This is a genomic window from Pseudomonas entomophila (assembly GCF_029478665.1).
GTDB classification, from domain to species: Bacteria; Pseudomonadota; Gammaproteobacteria; order Pseudomonadales; family Pseudomonadaceae; genus Aquipseudomonas; species Aquipseudomonas entomophila_F.
This window is the reverse complement of record NZ_JARPQB010000058.1, coordinates 1-18,653: the sequence shown is the minus strand read 5'-3', so window position 1 is coordinate 18,653 and position 18,653 is coordinate 1. Positions and strand designations below refer to the sequence as shown.

Genomic DNA, 18,653 nt, shown 5'->3' with positions numbered 1-18,653 from the left:
ATGGGCATGCGAACATGAACAAGAAGATCCTGATCGTGCTGACCAATACCGCCAAGTACCCCGATCTCAAGCGGGCCACAGGGTTGTGGCTGGGTGAGGCCGTGCACTTCGTCGACAAGGTGCAACAGGCCGGCTACACGGTCGACTATGTCAGCCCGGCGGGTGGCTACGTGCCCATCGACCCGCACAGCCTGCAGATGGCACCGGAGCTGGACTGGCAGTGGTACAACGACAAGGCTTTCATGAACCGCCTGGGTGCCACCCTGAACCCGACCCAGGTCAAGGCCGAACACTACAGTGCGATCTATTACACCGGCGGCCATGGCGTGATCTGGGATTTTCCCGGCAACCAGCCATTGCAGGAGCTGGCGCGGCACATTCACGAGCGCGGCGGCGTGGTCGCCTCGGTATGCCATGGTGCGGTGGGGCTGTTGAACATCAAGCTCAGCGATAACACCCTGCTGCTCAGGGAGCGGGAGGTGACGGGCTTCTCCAACACTGAGGAGAAACTCGCCGAGCTGGATAGCATAGTGCCGTTCCTGACAGAGAACGAACTGGGCGCGCGCGGCGGCAAATACCGCAAGGCGGAAGATCCATGGATGCCTTTCGTGGTCGAGGACGGCAGCCTGATCACCGGGCAGAACCCAGCATCTACTTCTAAAGTGGCCGAGGCGGTCCTGCGCTACCTGGGCGCCAGGAAGTAGCCAGAAACAGCGCGGGGCAAGCCCGCTCCCACACCTTGACTGGCGTGGGAGCGAGCTTGCCCCGCGATGGGAGTTGCAGGCGAAGCGTGTTACTCGACGTTCAGCACGCCACGGCGCACCTGGTCACGCTCGATCGACTCGAACAGCGCCTTGAAGTTGCCCTCGCCGAAGCCATCGTCGCCCTTGCGCTGGATGAACTCGAAGAATACCGGGCCCAGCAGGGTTTCCGAGAAGATCTGCAACAGCAGGCGCTTGTCGCTGGCGTCTGAGGCACCATCCAGCAAAATGCCACGGGCCTTGAGCTGGTCAACCGGCTCGCCATGACCAGGCAGGCGTTCCTCGAGCATCTCGTAGTAGGTTTGCGGCGGCGGGGTCATGAAACGCATGCCGAAGCCCTTGAGCGCGTCCCATGTCTTGAGCAGGTCGTCGGTGAGGAAGGCCACGTGCTGGATGCCTTCGCCATTGAACTGCATCAGGAACTCTTCGATCTGCCCCGAACCCTTCGACGACTCCTCGTTGAGCGGGATGCGGATCATGCCGTCCGGCGCGGTCATGGCGCGGGAGGTCAGGCCGGTGTATTCGCCCTTGATGTCGAAGTAACGGATCTCGCGGAAGTTGAACAGCTTCTCGTAGAAGCCCGCCCAGTACGACATGCGCCCGCGATAAACGTTGTGGGTGAGGTGGTCGATGATCTTCAGGCCGGCACCGACCGGGTTGCGGTCGACACCTTCGATGAACTTGAAGTCGATGTCGTAGATCGAGCTGCCTTCCTCATAGCGGTCGATCAGGTACAGCGGCGCGCCACCGATACCCTTGATCGCCGGCAGGCGCAGTTCCATCGGGCCGGTTTCGATTTCCACCGGCTGGGCGCCCAGTTCGAGCGCGCGGGCGTAGGCTTCATGGGCGTTACGCACGCGGAAGGCCATGCCACACACCGACGGACCGTGCTCGGCGGCGAAGTACGAGGCGATGCCCGGTTCATTGTTCAGAATCAGGTTGATGCCACCTTGGCGATACAGGTGCACATCCTTGGAGCGGTGGGTCGCCACCTTGGTGAACCCGAGCATCTGGAACACAGGTTCCAGCACGCCAGGGGTCGGCGAGGCGAGCTCGATGAATTCGAAGCCTTCCAGGCCCATCGGGTTGTCGAAGATATCTGCCATTTCTATGTCCTCATCTGCAGCGAAAAACGATTGATCAGTTGCTTTCGATGTAGAACTGGCGTGGTGGTGAGCAGGGTATCCCGCGCACGCTGCGGGCAAGGAAGTCACCAATGATCAGCTTGAACCCATGGTATGTCATATGGACCCATTCTCGGCGGGTTTGATTCCCCGGGGAGCGGAGAACCTTATTCTTGTATTCGTAACCGGATTCTATAGTGCGTAAATCGGTTTGTCGCGCTTTAGTTCGCAGGGCCGCTCGACAAACGGCTATCCTCTGCATATTCACGTCCGTCCGTCCGAAGGTCCGCCGCGCATGCCCCTGACACCCAAACGCCCTGCCCGCTGGAGCTGGCGCATGTTGCTCCCCTGGTGCGTGGGCGTATTGCCGCTGCTGTGCGGGCTGGCGGTGATGCGCTGGCAGACCGAGCGTGAGCTTCAGGCCAACAGTGCGGCAACCACCCACGAAGTAGTGAAACACCTCGAGACCGTGCTCGACAGCCTCTCCATCGCCGCCCGTCACCTGCTACCAAAGGCCGGCCAACCCTGCCAGGACGTGCAACTGGCGCTACGCATCGAGGTGACGCGCAACGCCTTCGTGCGCTCCACCAACCTGTTCGAGCGCGACACACTGTATTGCTCCTCGCTGTTTGGCGATTTCGACGAGCCAGTGGACGCCAGTAACTACACCGGTGGGCAACTGTGGCTGATGGACGGCAACTCGGTCACACCTGGCCAGCCGCTGCTGGCCTACCGCATCAACGAGGGTGACCGAGGCGCCATCGCCACGGTGGATGGCAATCATCTGCTCACCGCCTTGCGCCTGATCGGCGAGGATGAAGAACTGCAGGTGCAGGTGGGCAACCACTGGATGGGCCGGGACGGTTTGGTACGCAACGGTACCCCGCCCGTCGCGGCCAGTGCGGCGGCCACCTTCTCCTCGACCCGCTACCCGATCAGCGTGCACGGTGGCTATGGCGCGAACAAGCCGGGCGAAGTGATGCGCTCGCGCTATCCGGCCCTGCTCAGCCTGTTGCTGGTGCTGGGGACACTGGCCGGCGCCACCTGCCGCTGGCAGATCCGCCGCGCGTCCTCGCCCCGCGCCGAACTGCACCGGGCGCTGGAGGCCGGCGAGTTCCTCCCCTACTTCCAGCCGGTGGTGCGCAAGGGCGACTACCACTGGGCTGGCGTCGAAGTGCTGATACGCTGGCAGCATCCGCGCGAAGGCCTGGTGCGCCCCGACCTGTTCATCCCCTATGCCGAGCACAGCGGACAGATCGTCGCCATGACCCGCAGCCTGATGCTCAACACCGCGCAGATGCTCGCCCCGCATGCCGCGCTGCTGGAGGACGGCTTCCACATCGGCATCAACATCACCGCCGACCACTGCCGCGACCTGGGCCTGCTCGACGACTGCCGGACCTTCCTCCAGCATTTCCCGCCCGGGCGCGTGGTGCTGACCCTGGAACTGACCGAGCGCAAGCTCATCGAGCCGACACCGGTCACCCTGGCATTGTTCGAAAAGCTTCACGCGATGGGGGTGATGATCGCCCTGGACGACTTCGGCACCGGCCAGTCCAGCCTCAACTACCTGCGCCAGTTCAAGGTCGACTACTTGAAGATCGACCAGGGTTTCGTCGCCATGATCGGTGGCGATGCGCTCTCCCAGCACATTCTCGACACCATCATCGAACTGTCCGCCAAGCTGGGGCTGGGCATCGTCGCCGAAGGGGTCGAGACCGACGTCCAGCGCGACTACCTGGCCCACCATGGCGTGGACTTCCAGCAGGGCTACCTGTTCGCCCGGCCGATGCCGATCGCCGAGCTGCTCCTGGCCCTGGCCGCGCGCCCCGGCAGCCCGCGGTTGCCGCAAGGCGCGGCCCCTGAGATCATGCGCGGCTGACCCCACCGCTCACTTCCCGTTTTCGAGGCATTCGTGTCAAAAGGCATTGTTTCGTCGGTCATGGCATCCTGCCTGTTCGCCGTGATGTACTTCTATACCTCCTTCCTCAAGCCGCTGGACGGCGAGGAAATCTTCGGCTGGCGAACCCTGCTGACCCTGCCCTGCCTCACCCTGTTCATGCTCGTTTCCAAAGACTGGAAGCGCGTCGGCGAGCTGCTCGGGCGCGTCCGGCGCACGCCGCTCCTGCTGCTCGGCATGGTCGGCACCTCCTGGCTGATGGGCGTGCAGCTGTGGCTGTTCCTCTGGGCACCGCTGCACGGGCGCAGCCTGGAAGTCTCGATGGGCTATTTCCTGCTGCCGCTGGCCATGGTCCTGACCGGGCGGCTGGTGTATGGCGAGCGCCTGTCACGCCTGCAGAAGGTGGCGGTAAGCTGCGCGGCCCTGGGCGTGGGCCACGAGCTGTACCAGCACGGCAGCTTCGCCTGGGAGACGCTGCTGGTGATGATCGGCTACCCGATCTACTTCGTCCTGCGCCGCCGCTGCCGCACCGACCACCTCGGTGGCCTGTGGTGCGACATGTGCCTGCTGCTGCCCTGGGCCCTGTACTTCGTGATCCAGGGCCCGCTGTCGGCGGCCGACCTCGCCGAACACCCCGGCCTGTACGGGCTGATTCCGCTGCTCGGGGCGATCAGCGCCTGCGCCCTGATCGCCTACGTGCTGGCCAGCCGTCTGTTGCCGTTCAGCCTGTTCGGCCTGCTCAGCTACGTCGAGCCGGTGCTGCTGGTGGGTGTCGCCCTGCTGCTGGGCGAGACCATCGGCCCGGACCAGTGGCTCACCTACCTGCCGATCTGGGCCGCCGTGCTGGTGCTGGTGCTCGAAGGTTTCAAGCACCTGCTGCGCCAGCGTCGGCGCTCGGTGTAAGGCGCACCTGGCGTACCCGGCGCTCCTCCACCGCGACCACGGTCAGGGTCCAGCCGTTCCAGGCCAGCCGGTCGCCGACCACCGGCAGTCGATCCAGCAAGCTCATCACCAGGCCCGCGAGGGTCTGGTAGTCCTCGGTGGCGCGGGCGGCGAAGCCGGTGCGCGCCTGGATCTGGGCCAGGTTGAGGGCGCCACTGACCACGAAGCCGCCCTCCTCCTCGACCACGCCCGGCCCCTCGACCTCGCTGGCGTCCGGCAGTTCGCCGGCAATCGACTCGAGGATGTCGGTCATGGTCAGCACACCGGTGAAGTCACCGAACTCATTGACCACGAACGCAATGTGCGTGGACTGCCCGCGCATCTGCTCCAGGGCGTTGAGGATGCTGAAGCTCTCCAGCAGGTTGAGCGGCGTCCGTGCCAGGCTTTCCAGGTCCGGCTGATTGCCGGCCAGCAGTTCCCTGAGCAGCTCCTTCTTGTGCACGAAGCCCAGCGGTTCCTCGATCCGGCCATCGCGAATCAGCGGCAGGCGCGAGTATGACGAACTGACCAGTACCTGGGTAATAGCCTCGGCGGACTGCGACAGGTCGATCACGTCGACCTTGGCGCGCACGGTCATCAGCGTGCGGATCGGCCGCTCGGCCAGGTTCAGCACACCGCTGATCATTACTCGCTCGCGGCGGTCGAAGACCACCTGCTCGTCGCCACCCTCGACCAGGTCGGCAATCTCCTCGCCCAGTTCGTCGGCCGCCACCCGCCGCCCGCCCATCAGCCGCAACACGGCATGGGCGGTGCGCTCACGCAACGGCCGATGCTGCTGCAGGCTGCGCTTGCGACCGGCACGGGCCAGCTGGTTGAACAGCTCGATCAGCAGCGAGAAACCAATGGCCGCGTACAGGTAGCCTTTCGGGATATGGAAGCCCAGGCCCTCGGCGGTCAGGCTGAAGCCGATCATCATCAGGAAGCCCAGGCACAGCATGATCACCGTCGGGTGGGCGTTGACGAAGCGGGTCAGCGGCTTGCTGGCGACGATCATGATGCCGATGGAGAAGATCACCGCGATCATCATCACCGACAGCTGTTCGACCATGCCCACCGCGGTGATCACCGCGTCCAGCGAGAACACCGCATCGAGCACCACGATCTGCGCCACGATCGGCCAGAACGCGGCATGGCGCGTCACGCCACCGGACTGGGCGACATGCCCTTCCAGGCGCTCGTGCAGCTCCATGGTGGCCTTGAACAACAGGAACACACCACCGAACAGCATGATCAGGTCACGGCCGGAGAAGGTCTTGCCGAAGATTTCGATCAACGGTGCGGTCAGGGTCACCATCCACGAGATACTGGCCAGCAGGCCCAGGCGCATGATCAGCGCCAGCGACAGGCCGATCACCCGCGCGCGGTCGCGCTGATGCGGCGGCAGCTTGTCCGCCAGGATGGCAATGAACACCAGGTTGTCGATACCCAGCACCAGCTCGAGGACGATCAGCGTCAACAGGCCCAGCCAGGCCGTGGGGTCGGCTAGCCATTCCATCAGCGGGTACTCACGGGGAAGGCGTCACAAGGACGGGGGAAGGTTGGCCGGGACGGCCGGGGACTGGGAGGCTCCGCGAAGGTGCTCATATAAGCCTTGTTCGAAAAATGGGACGTAGATCCTACAATCGAAGCAGATTTTTCTGATAGCGCGAAACTATTACAAAAGCTGTAACAGATGAGCCAGGGCATTTTTGTTCAATACGCTGCCGGCTGGCACCGTCGAGTATACCGGCGTCCTTATCACAGCAAGGTTCACAGCCCATGAGCTTGTCATTGTCCATGGCCGCCTTCGCCCTGGCGGCCTCCATCTCCCCCGGCCCGGTCAATATAGTTGCCCTGGGCAGCGGCGCTCGGCATGGCCTGCGCGCCAGCCTCGGGCATGTCGCCGGCGCCACCCTCGGTTTCTGCGCGCTGCTGGTGCTGACCGGCCTCGGCGTTCACGAGCTGCTCGTGCGCTGGCCGCTGCTGGGGCGGCTACTGCACGGGGGTGGTGTGCTGTTCCTGCTGTACATGGCGTGGAAACTGGCCAGCGATGATGGCCGCCTGCAGGCCGACGGCGAGCATCGCCCACCCACGGCCTGGCATGGCGCGGCCATGCAGTGGCTGAGCCCCAAGGCGTGGTTGGCGGCGGTGGCCGGGGTCGGCGCGTACACCGCGGGTGAACAGCCGCTGTTGTGGCTGTTCACCTGGATCTACGGGCCGATCTGCTTCGTCTCGATCGCCAGCTGGGCCTGGGCTGGCAGTGTGATTCGCCAGTATCTGGGTGAGCCTCGGCGGCTGCGCCTGTTCAATCGAGGGCTGGCGACGCTGCTGGTGGCCAGTGCGGGGTATCTGCTGCTGGGGTGACGGCCCCGTTCGCCGGCAAACCGCTGTTCATGGCGTGAGCGCTGTAGGAGCGGCTTCAGCCGCGATCACCCGCGAAGCGGGTGCCCTGCACCGTGTTGGCTTCATCGCGGCTGAAGCCGCTCCTGCAGAAAGCAGGCCGGGGATGCTCCCACTGCAAATCACCGCTACAATGCCCGCCTTACCGTGACAGCCCGACCTATAACGACATGTCCCTTCCAAAGAACCACCTGGAACTGCTCAGCCCTGCCCGTGACGTGAGCATCGCCCGCGAGGCGATCCTGCACGGCGCTGACGCCATCTACATCGGCGGCCCGAGCTTCGGCGCACGCCACAACGCCTGCAACGAAGTCAGCGATATCGCCGAGCTGGTGGAGTTCGCCCGCCGCTACCACGCGCGCGTCTTCACCACCATCAACACCATCCTCCACGACAACGAACTGGAGCCCGCGCGCAAGCTGATCCACCAGCTGTACGACGCCGGGGTCGACGCGCTGATCGTCCAGGACCTGGGGGTGATGGAGCTGGACATCCCGCCCATCGAGCTGCACGCCAGCACCCAGACCGACATCCGCACCCTGGAGCGGGCCAGGTTCCTCGACCAGGCCGGCTTCTCGCAGCTGGTGCTGGCCCGCGAGCTGAACCTGCAGCAGATCCGCGCCATCGCCGCCGAGACCGACGCGGCCATCGAGTTCTTCATCCATGGCGCGCTGTGCGTGGCCTTCTCCGGCCAGTGCAACATCTCCCACGCCCAGACCGGGCGCAGCGCCAACCGCGGCGACTGCTCCCAGGCCTGCCGCCTGCCGTACACGCTCAAGGACGACCAGGGCCGCGTGGTGGCCTTCGAGAAGCACCTGCTGTCGATGAAGGACAACAACCAGACCGCCAACCTGCGCGACCTGGTCGATGCCGGCGTGCGCTCGTTCAAGATCGAGGGCCGCTACAAGGATGTGGGCTATGTGAAGAACATCACCGCCCACTACCGCAAGGAACTCGACGCGATTCTCGAAGACCGCCCGCAATTGGCCCGTGCCTCCAGCGGGCGCACCGAGCACTTCTTCGTGCCGGACCCGGACAAGACCTTCCACCGCGGCAGCACCGACTACTTCGTCAGTGATCGCAAGATCGACATCGGCGCCTTCGACTCCCCCACCTTCACCGGCCTGCCGGTGGGCGTGGTCGAGAAGGTCGGCAAGCGCGACCTGCTGGTGGCCACCGACGTGCCGCTGACCAACGGCGACGGCCTCAATGTGCTGGTCAAGCGTGAAGTCGTGGGTTTCCGCGCCAACATCGCCGAGCTCAAGAGCGAATCCGAGGAAGACGGCCAGAAGCGCTACCGCTACCGCGTCGAGCCCAACGAGATGCCCGAGGGCCTGCACAAGCTGCGCCCCAACCACCCGCTGTCGCGCAACCTCGACCATAACTGGCAGCAAGCCCTGCAGCGCACCTCCGCCGAGCGCCGCGTGGGTGTCGAGTGGCATGCGGTGCTGCGCGAGCAGCGCCTGATGCTCACGCTCAGCAGTGAAGAGGGGGTCAGCGTGCAAGTGGCCCTCGACGGGCCGTTCGGTGCCGCCAACAAGCCGCAGCAGGCACTGGATCAACTGCACGACCTGCTCGGCCAGCTGGGCACCACGATGTACCACGCCACGGCCATCGAGCTCGATGCGCCGCAGGCCTACTTCATCCCCAACTCGCAGCTCAAGGCCCTGCGCCGCGAGGCCATCGAGGCGCTGACCGAAGCGCGGGTCAAGGCGCACCCGCGTGGCGCACGCAAGGCCGAGACCACGCCGCCGCCGGTGTACCCCGAGTCGCACCTGTCGTTCCTGGCCAACGTCTACAACCAGAAGGCCCGCGACTTCTACCACCGCCACGGTGTGCAACTGATCGACGCGGCCTACGAGGCCCACGAAGAGCACGGCGAAGTGCCGGTGATGATCACCAAGCACTGCCTGCGCTTCTCCTTCAACCTGTGCCCCAAGCAGGCCAAGGGCGTCACCGGCGTGCGCACCAAGGTCGCGCCGATGCAGCTGATCCAGGGTGACGAGGTACTCACGCTGAAGTTCGACTGCAAGCCGTGCGAGATGCATGTGATCGGCAAGATGAAAAGCCACATCATCGACCTGCCGACCCCAGGCAGCGCAGTGGCGCAGGTGGTCGGGCACATCAGCCCGGAAGACCTGCTCAAGACCATCCCCCGCGCGCCCCACTAAGCGCATGTAGGAGCCGGCCTTGCCGGCGAACACCGGCGCGGCCGGTGTCAGACACCGCGTTGCCTGGTTCGCCGGCAAGGCCGGCTCCTACAGATTCATAGAATTAAAAATGGCTCACATGAGCTAATTTCGTCTCATATGTTATAGTCCACGATCTTTCGTCAGCCTTCGCCCGCCATCGGCACCCGCGGGCGATCATCGACTCGAGGTCATTCATGCGTAGATCCCTCCAAGAAGAACGCCTGCTCAAGGCGCTGGCCCATGCCATCGTGATCCAGCCGCGCGCCACCCTGAAAGAGCTGGCGGAAACCGCCGGCGTCAGCAAGGCCACCCTGCACCGCTTCTGCGGCACCCGGGAGAACCTGGTGAACCTGCTCGAGGACCACGGCGAGCAGGTGCTCAACCTGGTCATCCAGGAGGCCGACCTGGAGCGAGCCGAACCCCTGGACGCCTTGCGCCACCTGATCGCCGAACACCTCAAGCACCGCGAAATGCTGGTGTTCCTGATGTTCCAGTACCGCCCCGACACCCTGCTCGGCAACGCTGAGGACCGCCGTTGGGAAGCCTACACCCAGGCCATGGATGCGTTCTTCCTGCGCGCCCAGCAGATGGGCGTGCTGCGTATCGACATCAGCGCGGCGGTGTTCACCGAGATGTTCATGACCATGATCTACGGCATGGTCGACGCCGAGCGCCGCGGGCGCGCGGCCAGCGCCAACACCGCCCAGGCGCTGGAGCAACTGTTCCTGAACGGGGCGCGCACGCCGGCCTGAGCCTCAGGCCAGCTGTGCCACGATCGCCTCGGCCAGCGCCCGCACCCGCCGAGGCTGCACCCGGGTCGGCGGGTAGACGATCTGCAGCGCCACCTCGCCCGCGCCATAGGCCGCCAGCACTTCCAGCAACCGGCCGCTGTCCAGGTCGGCCTGCACATCGCGGACCGATTTCAGGCACAGGCCATGCCCGGCCAACGCCCAGCGGCGCACCTGCTCGCCATTGTTGGCCACCCGCCGCCCGCTGACCCGCACGGGGTACGCATTGCCCCCCAGGCGAAACGGCCAAGTGCGCTCGGCATGGATGCCAAAGCGCATGACGATGCAGTCGTGGCCCGCCAGTTCATCGGGATGGGCTGGGATGCCATGGCGTTGCAGGTACTCCGGCGCGGCGCACACCACCCTGCGGTTGTTCCCCAGCGCCCGCGCGCGTAGCGAGCTGTCGGCCAGGGTGCCGTAGCGAATGGCGAAATCGATGCCCTGCCCCACCAGGTCGACGTAGCCATCGGTAAGGTCGAGGTCGATGGTCACCTGCGGATGGTCCGCCAGGAAGCGGTCGAGGATCGGCGCGATGACGTTCTGCCCCAGGTCGACCGGCGCGCTCAGGCGGATCAACCCCGAGATATTCTCGCTGCCGTGGCGGATGCGCCCTTCCAGCTCGTCGGCCTCCGCCAGCAGGCGCCGCGCGCCATCGGCCAATACGCGGCCTTCGTCGGTGAGGTTGAGCGAACGCGTGGTGCGCGTGAGCAGCGTCACCCCGTAATGGGCCTCCAGGGCCGACAGGCGTTCGGACACCGTCGCCGGCGACAGCCCCCGCTCACGGCCTGCGGCCGACAGGCTGCCTTTCTCGATGATGGCCAGGAACAGCGCCAGGTTATCCAGCATGGCTTTCGATCTTTCCGAAATATGAATTTGGTTTGCGCCTGATTATTGGCGATTTCACCGCTAATTACACTGGCGCCTCCCCAAACTCAACCCTCGAGAGACCATCGATGACCAGCAGAAGAGACTTCGTCAAAGGCACCCTCGTCGGCGGCATCGCCGCGGCGGCCACCGGCACGGTGCTGACCAGCGGCGCCACCACGCCACCGCGCAACAGCCCCACCCCGGCGGGCGGTGGCGGGCCGTTCTGGCCCAACGGCGCGCAACTGGTGATTTCGATCTCGTTGCAGTTCGAGTCGGGCAGCCAGCCCGCCCACGCCGAAAGCCCGTTCCCGCCGCTGGATGCGCGCTACCCGGACACCATCGCCCCCAGCTGGTACCGCTACGGCCCACTGGAAGGTGTGCCGCGCCTGCTCGACCTGTTCGACCGGCATGCCATCAAGGTCACCTCGCACATGGTCGGCAAGGCCGTCGAAGCCTACCCGGAGCTTGCCGCCGAGGTGGTGCGCCGCGGCCACGAAGCCGCGGCCCATGGCCTGTACTGGGCACCGCAATACAGCCTTACCCCCGCCGAGGAACGCCGTCACTACGAGCAGGCGGCGGCCATCGTCGAACGGGTGACCGGCCAGCGCCCGGTGGGTTTCAATGCCTTCTGGATGCGCCATTCCCGGGACACCCTGAACATCCTCCAGGACCTGGGCTTCCTCTACCACATCGACGACCTGTCGCGGGACGAGCCGTCGATCACCCCGGTACGCGGCAAACCCTTCGTCGTGGTGCCCTACACCCTGCGCAACAACGATATCGGCCGCATCGCCGGCTCCACCGCGATGACCGGCGCCGCCCTGCTGCAAGAGCTCAAGGACGAGTTCGACGTGCTGTATGCCGAAGGCCGCCAGCGGCGCCGGCTGATGTCGCTGTCGGCCCACGACCGTATCGGCGGCACGCCGACCGTGGCCCACGCCCTCGACCAGTTCATCGCCTATGCCAAATCCCACCCCGGCGTGGCGTTCCTGCGCAAGGACGAGATCGCCCGCTGGACCCTGGCCCAGGGCGATGCGCCACTGAACCCGGCCAGGGTCTTCGACTGATTGCGTTCAGCGCGCGGCCAGCCCGGCTTGCTGCAGGAAGGTCAGGTTGTCCTCCAGATGCCAGTCCTCGGCAATGCGGCCATCGGCAATGCGATAGATGTCCATTGCAATGAAGTCGATAGCCTCGCCCTGCCCCTGGCGTTCGCCCAGCTTGCCGGTGAAATGCCCGGTAAAGCGCAAGGCCGCGGTGACCCGGTCACCGGCGACGATCATCTGCAGCACTTCGCAGCGCAGGTCCGGCACCGCCGCGCGGAAGGCCTTCGACGCTTTCAACGGCCCTTCGACCCCCTGCGGCCGCCCGGCAGGCAGGGTGTTGTCGCGAAAGTCCGCAGCCAGCGCAGCGCGGGCCAGGGCTTCGTCGCCGGTATTCCAGAAGGTGTCATAGCGCCGGGCGGCGAGGATCTGCTGTTCGAGCTGGGCCTTGGGCAGGCTGTGGTCGACCACCAGCACGGCTGGCGTGACCAGTTCGCCGGCATTGGCCAGGTTGGCGGCAGCCACCAGCAGCAGAGGGGTCAACCAGCGGCCGGCACGCAGCCCCGAAGCCTTGGATTCGGTATTCATGTTCATTTCCTTGAAGTGTCGTCAGAGAAGGCATGGCGCGGCCGCAAACCATGCAGACAAGCCTATCCAGTCGGCGCCAAGCCCTCAAGAAGGCACTTTTCACTCACCTGGTCACCCTGGAGTAACCCCCGCATGGCCCACTACCGGGAATGCCCCGCCTACGACGTATTCGCCCCCGCCTGCCCCGCGCGGATGGTGCTCGACCGCCTGGCGGACAAATGGGCGCTGCTGCTGATCGACCGCCTCAGCGCCGGTGAACGCGTGCGTTTCAACCAACTGCGCCGGGACATGGCCGGGATCTCGCAGAAAATGCTGGCGCAAACCCTGAAGCGCCTGGAGCGCGACGGGCTGATCGAGCGTGAAGTGCATCCCACCGTGCCGCCCACCGTCGAGTACGCGCTGACCGAACTGGGCGCGACCCTGGGCGACACGGTCGAGCGCCTGGCACATTGGGCGGAGGCGAACATGCCCGCGATACAGCTGGCCCAGCAGCACTACGACCGCCAGGCTGCGCGCCACGTTGATTGACTCGCCCGCGCATAAATGCTCAGATGCGCCCCTTGTTTCAGGTGTCCCTGGCCGCCGTGCCAGGGGTTAAACGGGAAGCCGGTGCCTCGTTCAACGCGAGAAGTCCGGCGCTGCCCCCGCAACGGTAAGCGAGCAAGGCATTCGACAGACCACTGTGCCAACGGCATGGGAAGGTGAATGCCCGCCCCTCTCGCAAGCCCGGAGACCGGCCTGCAACCTCTGTTTGGCAACTCCCGCGGTGGGCGGGCGCGTGCCGGTCTTGGGGCGGCCCGCTGCCTGCAATGCCTTCATGCGTCCACCTCGCCGGGCTTCACTTTCTCGCTACGGGCGCGTCCGCATGTCTTCACCCCTCCTGCGCATCGAGCGCCTGCACTGGTCACCCGCTGCCGGCGAGCCGCGCCTGCTCGACGATGTCACGCTCGAAGTGCGCCCCGGCGAGTTCGTTGGTCTGATCGGCCCCAACGGCAGCGGCAAGACCAGCCTGCTGCGCTGCGCCTACCGCTTCAACCGCCCCCAGGCCGGGCGCGTGCTGCTCGATGGCGAGGATGTCTGGCAATGCCCGCCGCGCTGGGTGGCCCAGCGTATCGCGGTGATGCTGCAGGAGTTCCCCGAGGACTTCGGCCTCAGTGTGCGCGACGTCGTCGCCATGGGCCGCACGCCGCACCTGGGCTGGCTCGACGGTGACGGCGACCCGGCGCCCATCGAGGCCGCCTTGCGCCAACTGGGCCTGGAAGACCGCGCCGAGCAAGGCTTCGCCCACCTGTCCGGTGGCGAAAAGCAGCGTGTGCTGCTGGCCCGGGCCCTGGCCCAGCAACCGCGCCTGCTGGTGCTCGACGAACCCACCAACCACCTCGACCCGCGCTACCAGCTGGCCCTGCTGCAGCATCTGCGCGGCACCGGCCTGGGCCTGTTGGCCAGCTTCCACGACCTGAACCTGGCCGCGGCCTTCTGCGACCGCCTGTACGTCATCGAGCAAGGCCGCATCAAAGCGGGCGGCACCCCCGCCGAGGTGCTGACCGAGCAGTGCCTGGCCGAGGTCTTCGGCACCCGCGCCCTGGTCGACCGCCACCCCTTGGCCCATCACCCGCGCATCACCTGGATCAGCCCCGCATGAAGCGATCGATACTCCCCCTGCTCGCCGCCCTGCCCCTTATGGCGGCGGCCGGCGACTACCCTGTGAACGTGCGCAGCTGCGACCGCACGGTGACCTTCCAGCAGGCACCGCAACGGGCGGTCAGCCACGACATCAACCTGACCGGCATGCTCCTGGCCCTCGGTCTGCGCGAGCGGATGATCGGCTACAGCGGCATCAGCGGCTGGAAGACCCTCGACCCTTCCTTGAGCCAGGCGTTAACGGGCCTGCCGGAACTGGCGCCACGCTACCCATCGGTGGAGAACCTGCTGGACGTGGACGCCGATTTCCTGTTCGCCGGCTGGGGCTACGGCATGGAGGTCGGCGGGACGCTCACGCCGCAGCGCCTGGCATCGTTCGGTATCCCGGTGTATGAACTGAGCGAGTCCTGCTCGCGGATCATGCCCCGCCGCCCGGCGAGCCTCGACGACCTTTACACCGACCTCGACAACCTCGGGCGAATCTTCGACGTGACCCCACGTGCCCAGACGCTGATCGCCGAGCTGCGCCAGCGGGTCGCCAGGGTTGCCAAGACCCTCGCCAACGTCCACGACCACCCCAAGGTGTTCCTCTACGACAGCGGCGAGGACCGCCCCACCACCTCCGGCAACCTGGGCATGCCCCAGGCGCTGATCGCGGCGGCCGGTGGCGACAACGTGATGGCCGACGTGCAGGCCAGCTGGACCGAGGTCAGTTGGGAAAGCGTGGTCGAGCGCGACCCCGAAGTGATCGCGATCGTCGACTACGGGCCGACCAGCTGGCAGCAGAAACGCGATTTCCTGCTCCAGCTCCCGGCACTGGCCGATGTGAAAGCCATCCGCGAACGCCGCTTCGTGGTGCTGTCCTACCTGCAGGTGACGCCCTCGGTGGACAACGCCGATGCCATCGAACAGCTGGCCGCTGCCCTGCACCCGCAACTGTTCGCGCAGGCACGGCCGTGATCCCGCTGCGCAGCCCCTCGGCCTACCGGCTGCTGCTCGTCGGGCTGGTGGCCGCCCTGCTGCTGTCCTGCCTGGTTTCGCTCGGTTTCGGCGCGGCGCAGGTGCCGCTGGCCAATGTGCTGGACATCGCCTTGAAACAGGCGGGGCTCGCCGAGGCTGGCAACTTCAGCCGTGGCCAGGAGCAGATCGTCTGGCAGATCCGCGCGCCACGGGTGCTGCTCGGCGCGCTGGTGGGCGCCGGGCTGGCCATGGTAGGCGCCGCCTTGCAGGCGGTGACGCGCAATCCGCTGGCCGACCCGCACTTGCTGGGGGTCAGCTCCGGGGCCGTGCTTGGCGCCGTGCTGGTGGTGTTGTTCCTCGGCCCCTTCGCCGGTGTGCTGAGCCTGCCGCTGGCGGCGTTCCTCGGCGCCCTGGGCTGCATGCTGCTGGTGCTGGGCGTGGCCAGCCGGCGCGGCCGCCTGGACAGCGAACGGCTGCTGCTGGCCGGCGTGGCGGTATCGTTCGTGGTGATGGCGCTGGCCAACCTGTTGCTCTACACCGGCGACCCCCACGCCGCCAGCTCGGTGATGTTCTGGATGCTGGGTGGCCTGGGCCTGGCGCAATGGTCGCTGCTGTGGCTGCCGGCCCTGGCCGTGCTCGCCGGGTTCATCCTGCTGATGAGCCTGGCCCGGGCGCTCAATGCCCTGATGAGCGGCGAGCAGACCGCAGTGAGCCTGGGCTTCGACACCCGCCGCGTGCGCGCCCAGGTGTTCGTCGGCACGGCGCTGCTCACCGGGGTGCTGGTGTCGCTGTCCGGCGCCATCGGTTTCGTCGGGTTGATGCTGCCGCACATGGCCCGGCGCCTGGTCGGCGCCGAGCATCGCCGGCTGCTGCCGACCTGCGCGTTGCTGGGGGCGCTGTTCATGGTCTGGGTCGACATGGGCGCGCGCACTTTGATCGCCCCTCAGGACCTGCCGATCGGCATCGCCACGGCGGCCATCGGCGGGCTGTTCTTCATCGCGCTGCTGCGCCGTCGCGGCTAAGCTCGGGCGTCACACCTCGCAACCCGCGCAGCGCCGCGCGCAGCTCGGCCGGGCGCACCGGCTTGGCCAGCACCGCGATCCCCCGTGCCTGCAGCGCCGCCTGCAACCGGTCGATATCATGCCCGGTCATGATCAGCGCCGGCACCGCCCAACCGCGCTGGGCGCGCAGGTAATCGATGCAGTCGATGCCGGTGGCCTTCGGCCCCAGGTCGTAGTCGGCGACGATCACGTCACAGTCGCTGGCCAGGCCCTCGGCCGAATCGTGGGCCTGCACCTCGCAGCCCCAACGCTGCAACAGCGCGCAGGTGGCCTGCAGGACATTGTGGTCATCCTCCACCAGGCACACGCGCAAGCCGGTGAGCAGCCCCACCTGCAAGGCCGGGTCGATGGCCGGCTTCGGCATTTGCGCCACAGCCCTGGGCAAACCACTGAGGCGCACCGTGGTGCCATGGCCGGGCCGTGAGCGCAAGCTCACCGCCATCCCCATCAGGCGGCCCAGGCGCTGGACGATGGACAGCCCCAGGCCCACGCCCTCGACGTCCTTGTCGCGGTCCTCGCGCACCCGGTAGAACTCCTCGAACACCTTGCCCTGGTGCTCCTCGGCGATCCCCCGGCCCTGGTCGCAGATGACGATGGCCAGCCCCTCGCCACAGGGCCGCACCCCCACCAGCAACGGCCGGCCGGCGGCGTACTTGAAGCTGTTGGACAGCACGTTCTGCACCATGGTCGCCAGCATCCCGGGGTCGGCGCGGGTCCAGTGCCGGCTGGCCACCTGGCGCATCTCCACCCCCGCCCAGCGCGCCGCCTCGGCGTTCTGGCGCAGCAGCTCGCGCAAGAAGCCATCCACCGCGAAGGTCTCGAACTTCGGTTGCACTCGGCCGTTGTCCAGGGTGTAGAGGTCGAGGATCGAGCGGAACAGTTGCGAGACGTTGAGCAGCGAGCGGTCGATGCTGTCCACCAGGCGCCGCTCCTCGTCGCCCAGGCGCGCCTCGCGCAGGCAGGCCGTGAACAGGCCGATGGAGTGGATCGGCTGGCGCAGGTCATGGCTGGCCTGGGCCAGGAAGCGGGATTTCTCGCGGGTGGCGGCCTCGGCCAGGGCCGTGGCCTTGCGCGTGCGCTCCAGCAGCAGGTGGGCGTAGAACGGGATCAGCGTGCTGGTGGTCAGCAGCATTGGTAGCAGGAACGGCTGCTGCTGCCAGTAGGGCGTGAACCACCACACCGCCACCAGCGCGCCCAGGGCCAGCACCGTGGCGATGGCCAGGTAGCGCGAGCCGAAGCGCATGCCGTTGCCCAGGTTGATCCAGACCATCACCGCGTACAGCGGCAGCGCGGTCTCGCCGCCGACCACCAGGCCGAAACAGGTGCCGGTGTAGTCGCCCAGCATGCCGAAGATGCGCCGCGCCGGATAGTGCCCGGGCCAGCGCTTGATGGCCTGGCGCATAGCGACCGAGACCACCACGAAGGCGGCGTAGTAGAGCAGCACCGGCAGGTAGGTGGCGAGCGAGCGGCCCGGCAGGAAGCCCAGCAGGGCCACGTAGCTGATCGCGCACGAGGCGACGATGATGCGCAGGTTGGCCTGGTCCAGTTCGTTGTTCTTCTCGAACTTCATGGGAAACGTCCTTGTGCGCCAGTCGGCATCTTGGCGAACAGCCTGGGGAAACGGCGGTCCAACCCTGCTAAGTTAACATGTGTCGCAAGACAGGGAGTTTCACGACGTGAGTTGCCGCATCATCGTGGCGGATGATCATCCGCTGTTCAGGGACGCCATGGCCAGCACCGTGCGGCGCCTGTTGCCCGAAGCCGAAGTCGAGCAGGCCGGCACCCTCCAGGACGTGCTCCGGCTCATCGCCCAGGGCGAAGCGCCCGACACCCTGATCCTCGACCTGCGCTTTCCCGGCCTGACCTGCATCGCCCGCCTCGCCGAGTTGCGCCAGCAGCTGCCGCGCACCGCGCTGGTGGTGCTCTCCATGGTCGACGACCCCGAGGTCATCAACGCCGTCATGGCCGCCGGAGCCGACGGCTTCATCGGCAAGAGCCTCACCCCCGAGGAGATCGGCGCCGCCCTGCTTGCCGTGCGTGAGGGCGAAGTGGTGGTCAGGTATGCGCCGTCGGGCCTGCTGCACCAGGAGGGGGCCGACAGCGAGCTGGAACAGCTGACCCACCGCCAGCAGGACGTGCTGCGCCTGATCGCCCAGGGCAAGACCAACAAGGAAATCGCCCGCGAGCTGGATATCTCGCCGTTTACCGTGCGCATCCATGTGTCGTCGCTGCTCAAGACCCTCAACGTGCCGACCCGTACGGCGGCGGCCGTGAAATATTCAGGTAACTGAAGCCTGCCAAAGGCGCCGCCGCCCCCGTAGGAGCCAGCCTTGCTGGCGAAGGCCACGCCGCCGTCCCCTGTAGGAGCGGCTTCAGCCGCGATCACCCGCGAAGCGGGTGCCAGCCACCG

At 66.5% G+C, this 18,653-nt stretch carries 17 protein-coding genes and 1 riboswitch; of the genes, 12 read left to right on the top strand and 5 right to left on the bottom strand.

Features of this window, described 5'->3' with window-relative positions:
• Positions 1–14: 14 nt before the first annotated feature.
• A complete protein-coding gene (locus P5705_RS23030) occupies positions 15–704 on the top strand; it encodes a type 1 glutamine amidotransferase domain-containing protein (protein ID WP_277463171.1) in 690 nt (229 codons plus the stop codon).
• Between the two features lie 89 nt (positions 705–793).
• Here P5705_RS23030 and hppD read toward each other — a convergent pair whose 3' ends face one another.
• Positions 794–1,867, bottom strand: coding sequence for a 4-hydroxyphenylpyruvate dioxygenase (gene hppD / locus P5705_RS23025; RefSeq protein WP_277463170.1), 1,074 nt, complete (start codon positions 1,865–1,867; stop codon positions 794–796).
• Positions 1,868–2,180: 313 nt separating this feature from the next.
• On the opposite strand from hppD, the gene P5705_RS23020 reads away from it, so the two are divergent.
• Together P5705_RS23020 and rarD are read left to right on the top strand one after the other, a co-directional pair.
• Positions 2,181–3,767 carry a cyclic diguanylate phosphodiesterase gene (locus P5705_RS23020; RefSeq protein WP_277463169.1) on the top strand — a complete coding sequence of 529 codons (1,587 nt, stop codon included), beginning with the start codon at positions 2,181–2,183 and terminating at the stop codon, positions 3,765–3,767.
• Between the two features lie 33 nt (positions 3,768–3,800).
• Positions 3,801–4,688, top strand: coding sequence for an EamA family transporter RarD (rarD, locus tag P5705_RS23015; RefSeq protein WP_277463168.1), 888 nt, complete (start codon positions 3,801–3,803; stop codon positions 4,686–4,688).
• Here rarD and P5705_RS23010 read toward each other — a convergent pair.
• Positions 4,651–6,222: a TerC family protein gene (locus P5705_RS23010; RefSeq protein ID WP_277463167.1), complete on the bottom strand. Its 1,572-nt coding sequence runs from the start codon at positions 6,220–6,222 to the stop codon at positions 4,651–4,653. The genes rarD and P5705_RS23010 overlap by 38 nt on opposite strands.
• Positions 6,223–6,485: 263 nt before the next feature.
• Here P5705_RS23010 and P5705_RS23005 point away from each other — a divergent pair, with 263 nt between their 5' ends.
• From P5705_RS23005 to P5705_RS22995, 3 genes are all read left to right on the top strand, one after another.
• Positions 6,486–7,070: a LysE family translocator gene (locus P5705_RS23005; protein WP_277463166.1), complete on the top strand. Its 585-nt coding sequence runs from the start codon at positions 6,486–6,488 to the stop codon at positions 7,068–7,070.
• 206 nt (positions 7,071–7,276) lie between these two features.
• Entirely contained in the window at positions 7,277–9,277 is a 2,001-nt protein-coding gene (locus tag P5705_RS23000) for a peptidase U32 family protein (protein ID WP_277463164.1), read from the top strand.
• A 215-nt stretch (positions 9,278–9,492) separates the two neighbouring features.
• Positions 9,493–10,050, top strand: a complete 558-nt coding sequence (locus P5705_RS22995; protein WP_213657140.1) for a TetR/AcrR family transcriptional regulator — start codon at positions 9,493–9,495, stop codon at positions 10,048–10,050.
• A gap of 3 nt (positions 10,051–10,053) precedes the next feature.
• Here the strand turns inward: P5705_RS22995 and P5705_RS22990 are convergent, their stop codons facing one another.
• Entirely contained in the window at positions 10,054–10,932 is an 879-nt protein-coding gene (locus P5705_RS22990) for a LysR family transcriptional regulator (RefSeq protein ID WP_277463163.1), read from the bottom strand.
• A 107-nt stretch (positions 10,933–11,039) separates the two neighbouring features.
• Here P5705_RS22990 and P5705_RS22985 point away from each other — a divergent pair, with 107 nt between their 5' ends.
• A complete protein-coding gene (locus P5705_RS22985) occupies positions 11,040–12,020 on the top strand; it encodes a polysaccharide deacetylase family protein (RefSeq protein ID WP_277463161.1) in 981 nt (326 codons plus the stop codon).
• A gap of 6 nt (positions 12,021–12,026) precedes the next feature.
• Here the strand turns inward: P5705_RS22985 and P5705_RS22980 are convergent, their stop codons facing one another.
• Positions 12,027–12,581, bottom strand: a complete 555-nt coding sequence (locus tag P5705_RS22980; RefSeq protein WP_277463160.1) for an ester cyclase — start codon at positions 12,579–12,581, stop codon at positions 12,027–12,029.
• A 132-nt stretch (positions 12,582–12,713) separates the two neighbouring features.
• Here P5705_RS22980 and P5705_RS22975 point away from each other — a divergent pair, with 132 nt between their 5' ends.
• From P5705_RS22975 to P5705_RS22960, 4 genes are all read left to right on the top strand, one after another.
• A complete protein-coding gene (locus tag P5705_RS22975) occupies positions 12,714–13,109 on the top strand; it encodes a winged helix-turn-helix transcriptional regulator (RefSeq protein WP_277463159.1) in 396 nt (131 codons plus the stop codon).
• A 22-nt stretch (positions 13,110–13,131) separates the two neighbouring features.
• Positions 13,132–13,337, top strand: a riboswitch (cobalamin riboswitch).
• 109 nt (positions 13,338–13,446) lie between these two features.
• Positions 13,447–14,223, top strand: coding sequence for an ABC transporter ATP-binding protein (locus P5705_RS22970; RefSeq protein WP_277463158.1), 777 nt, complete (start codon positions 13,447–13,449; stop codon positions 14,221–14,223).
• Positions 14,220–15,182 (top strand): ABC transporter substrate-binding protein, encoded by a 963-nt coding sequence (locus P5705_RS22965; protein WP_277463157.1) that lies wholly within the window; start codon positions 14,220–14,222, stop codon positions 15,180–15,182. Before P5705_RS22970 ends, P5705_RS22965 begins: the two co-directional genes overlap by 4 nt.
• Entirely contained in the window at positions 15,179–16,204 is a 1,026-nt protein-coding gene (locus P5705_RS22960; RefSeq protein WP_277463155.1) for a FecCD family ABC transporter permease, read from the top strand. The genes P5705_RS22965 and P5705_RS22960 overlap by 4 nt, the downstream gene beginning before the upstream one ends.
• On the opposite strand, the gene P5705_RS22955 is transcribed toward P5705_RS22960, so the two are convergent.
• On the bottom strand, positions 16,176–17,813 hold the full coding sequence (locus tag P5705_RS22955; RefSeq protein ID WP_277463153.1) for an ATP-binding response regulator: 1,638 nt from the start codon (positions 17,811–17,813) through the stop codon (positions 16,176–16,178). The two genes, P5705_RS22960 and P5705_RS22955, sit on opposite strands and share 29 nt — an antisense overlap.
• A gap of 106 nt (positions 17,814–17,919) precedes the next feature.
• On the opposite strand from P5705_RS22955, the gene P5705_RS22950 reads away from it, so the two are divergent.
• Positions 17,920–18,534, top strand: coding sequence for a LuxR C-terminal-related transcriptional regulator (locus P5705_RS22950; RefSeq protein ID WP_277463152.1), 615 nt, complete (start codon positions 17,920–17,922; stop codon positions 18,532–18,534).
• Positions 18,535–18,653 lie beyond the last annotated feature (119 nt).

Bases quoted from the DNA above. Each gene is read 5' to 3' on its own strand.
- P5705_RS23010 (WP_277463167.1), bottom strand. From the start codon at position 6,222: ATGGAATGGCTAGCCGACCCCACGGCCTGGCTGGGCCTGTTGACGCTG.
- P5705_RS23020 (WP_277463169.1), top strand. From the start codon at position 2,181: ATGCCCCTGACACCCAAACGCCCTGCCCGCTGGAGCTGGCGCATGTTG.
- P5705_RS22975 (WP_277463159.1), top strand. From the start codon at position 12,714: ATGGCCCACTACCGGGAATGCCCCGCCTACGACGTATTCGCCCCCGCC.
- hppD (WP_277463170.1), bottom strand. From the start codon at position 1,867: ATGGCAGATATCTTCGACAACCCGATGGGCCTGGAAGGCTTCGAATTC.
- P5705_RS22970 (WP_277463158.1), top strand. From the start codon at position 13,447: ATGTCTTCACCCCTCCTGCGCATCGAGCGCCTGCACTGGTCACCCGCT.
- P5705_RS23005 (WP_277463166.1), top strand. From the start codon at position 6,486: ATGAGCTTGTCATTGTCCATGGCCGCCTTCGCCCTGGCGGCCTCCATC.
- P5705_RS22985 (WP_277463161.1), top strand. From the start codon at position 11,040: ATGACCAGCAGAAGAGACTTCGTCAAAGGCACCCTCGTCGGCGGCATC.
- P5705_RS22955 (WP_277463153.1), bottom strand. From the start codon at position 17,813: ATGAAGTTCGAGAAGAACAACGAACTGGACCAGGCCAACCTGCGCATC.
- P5705_RS23030 (WP_277463171.1), top strand. From the start codon at position 15: ATGAACAAGAAGATCCTGATCGTGCTGACCAATACCGCCAAGTACCCC.
- P5705_RS23000 (WP_277463164.1), top strand. From the start codon at position 7,277: ATGTCCCTTCCAAAGAACCACCTGGAACTGCTCAGCCCTGCCCGTGAC.
- P5705_RS22980 (WP_277463160.1), bottom strand. From the start codon at position 12,581: ATGAATACCGAATCCAAGGCTTCGGGGCTGCGTGCCGGCCGCTGGTTG.
- P5705_RS22995 (WP_213657140.1), top strand. From the start codon at position 9,493: ATGCGTAGATCCCTCCAAGAAGAACGCCTGCTCAAGGCGCTGGCCCAT.
- P5705_RS22965 (WP_277463157.1), top strand. From the start codon at position 14,220: ATGAAGCGATCGATACTCCCCCTGCTCGCCGCCCTGCCCCTTATGGCG.
- P5705_RS22990 (WP_277463163.1), bottom strand. From the start codon at position 10,932: ATGCTGGATAACCTGGCGCTGTTCCTGGCCATCATCGAGAAAGGCAGC.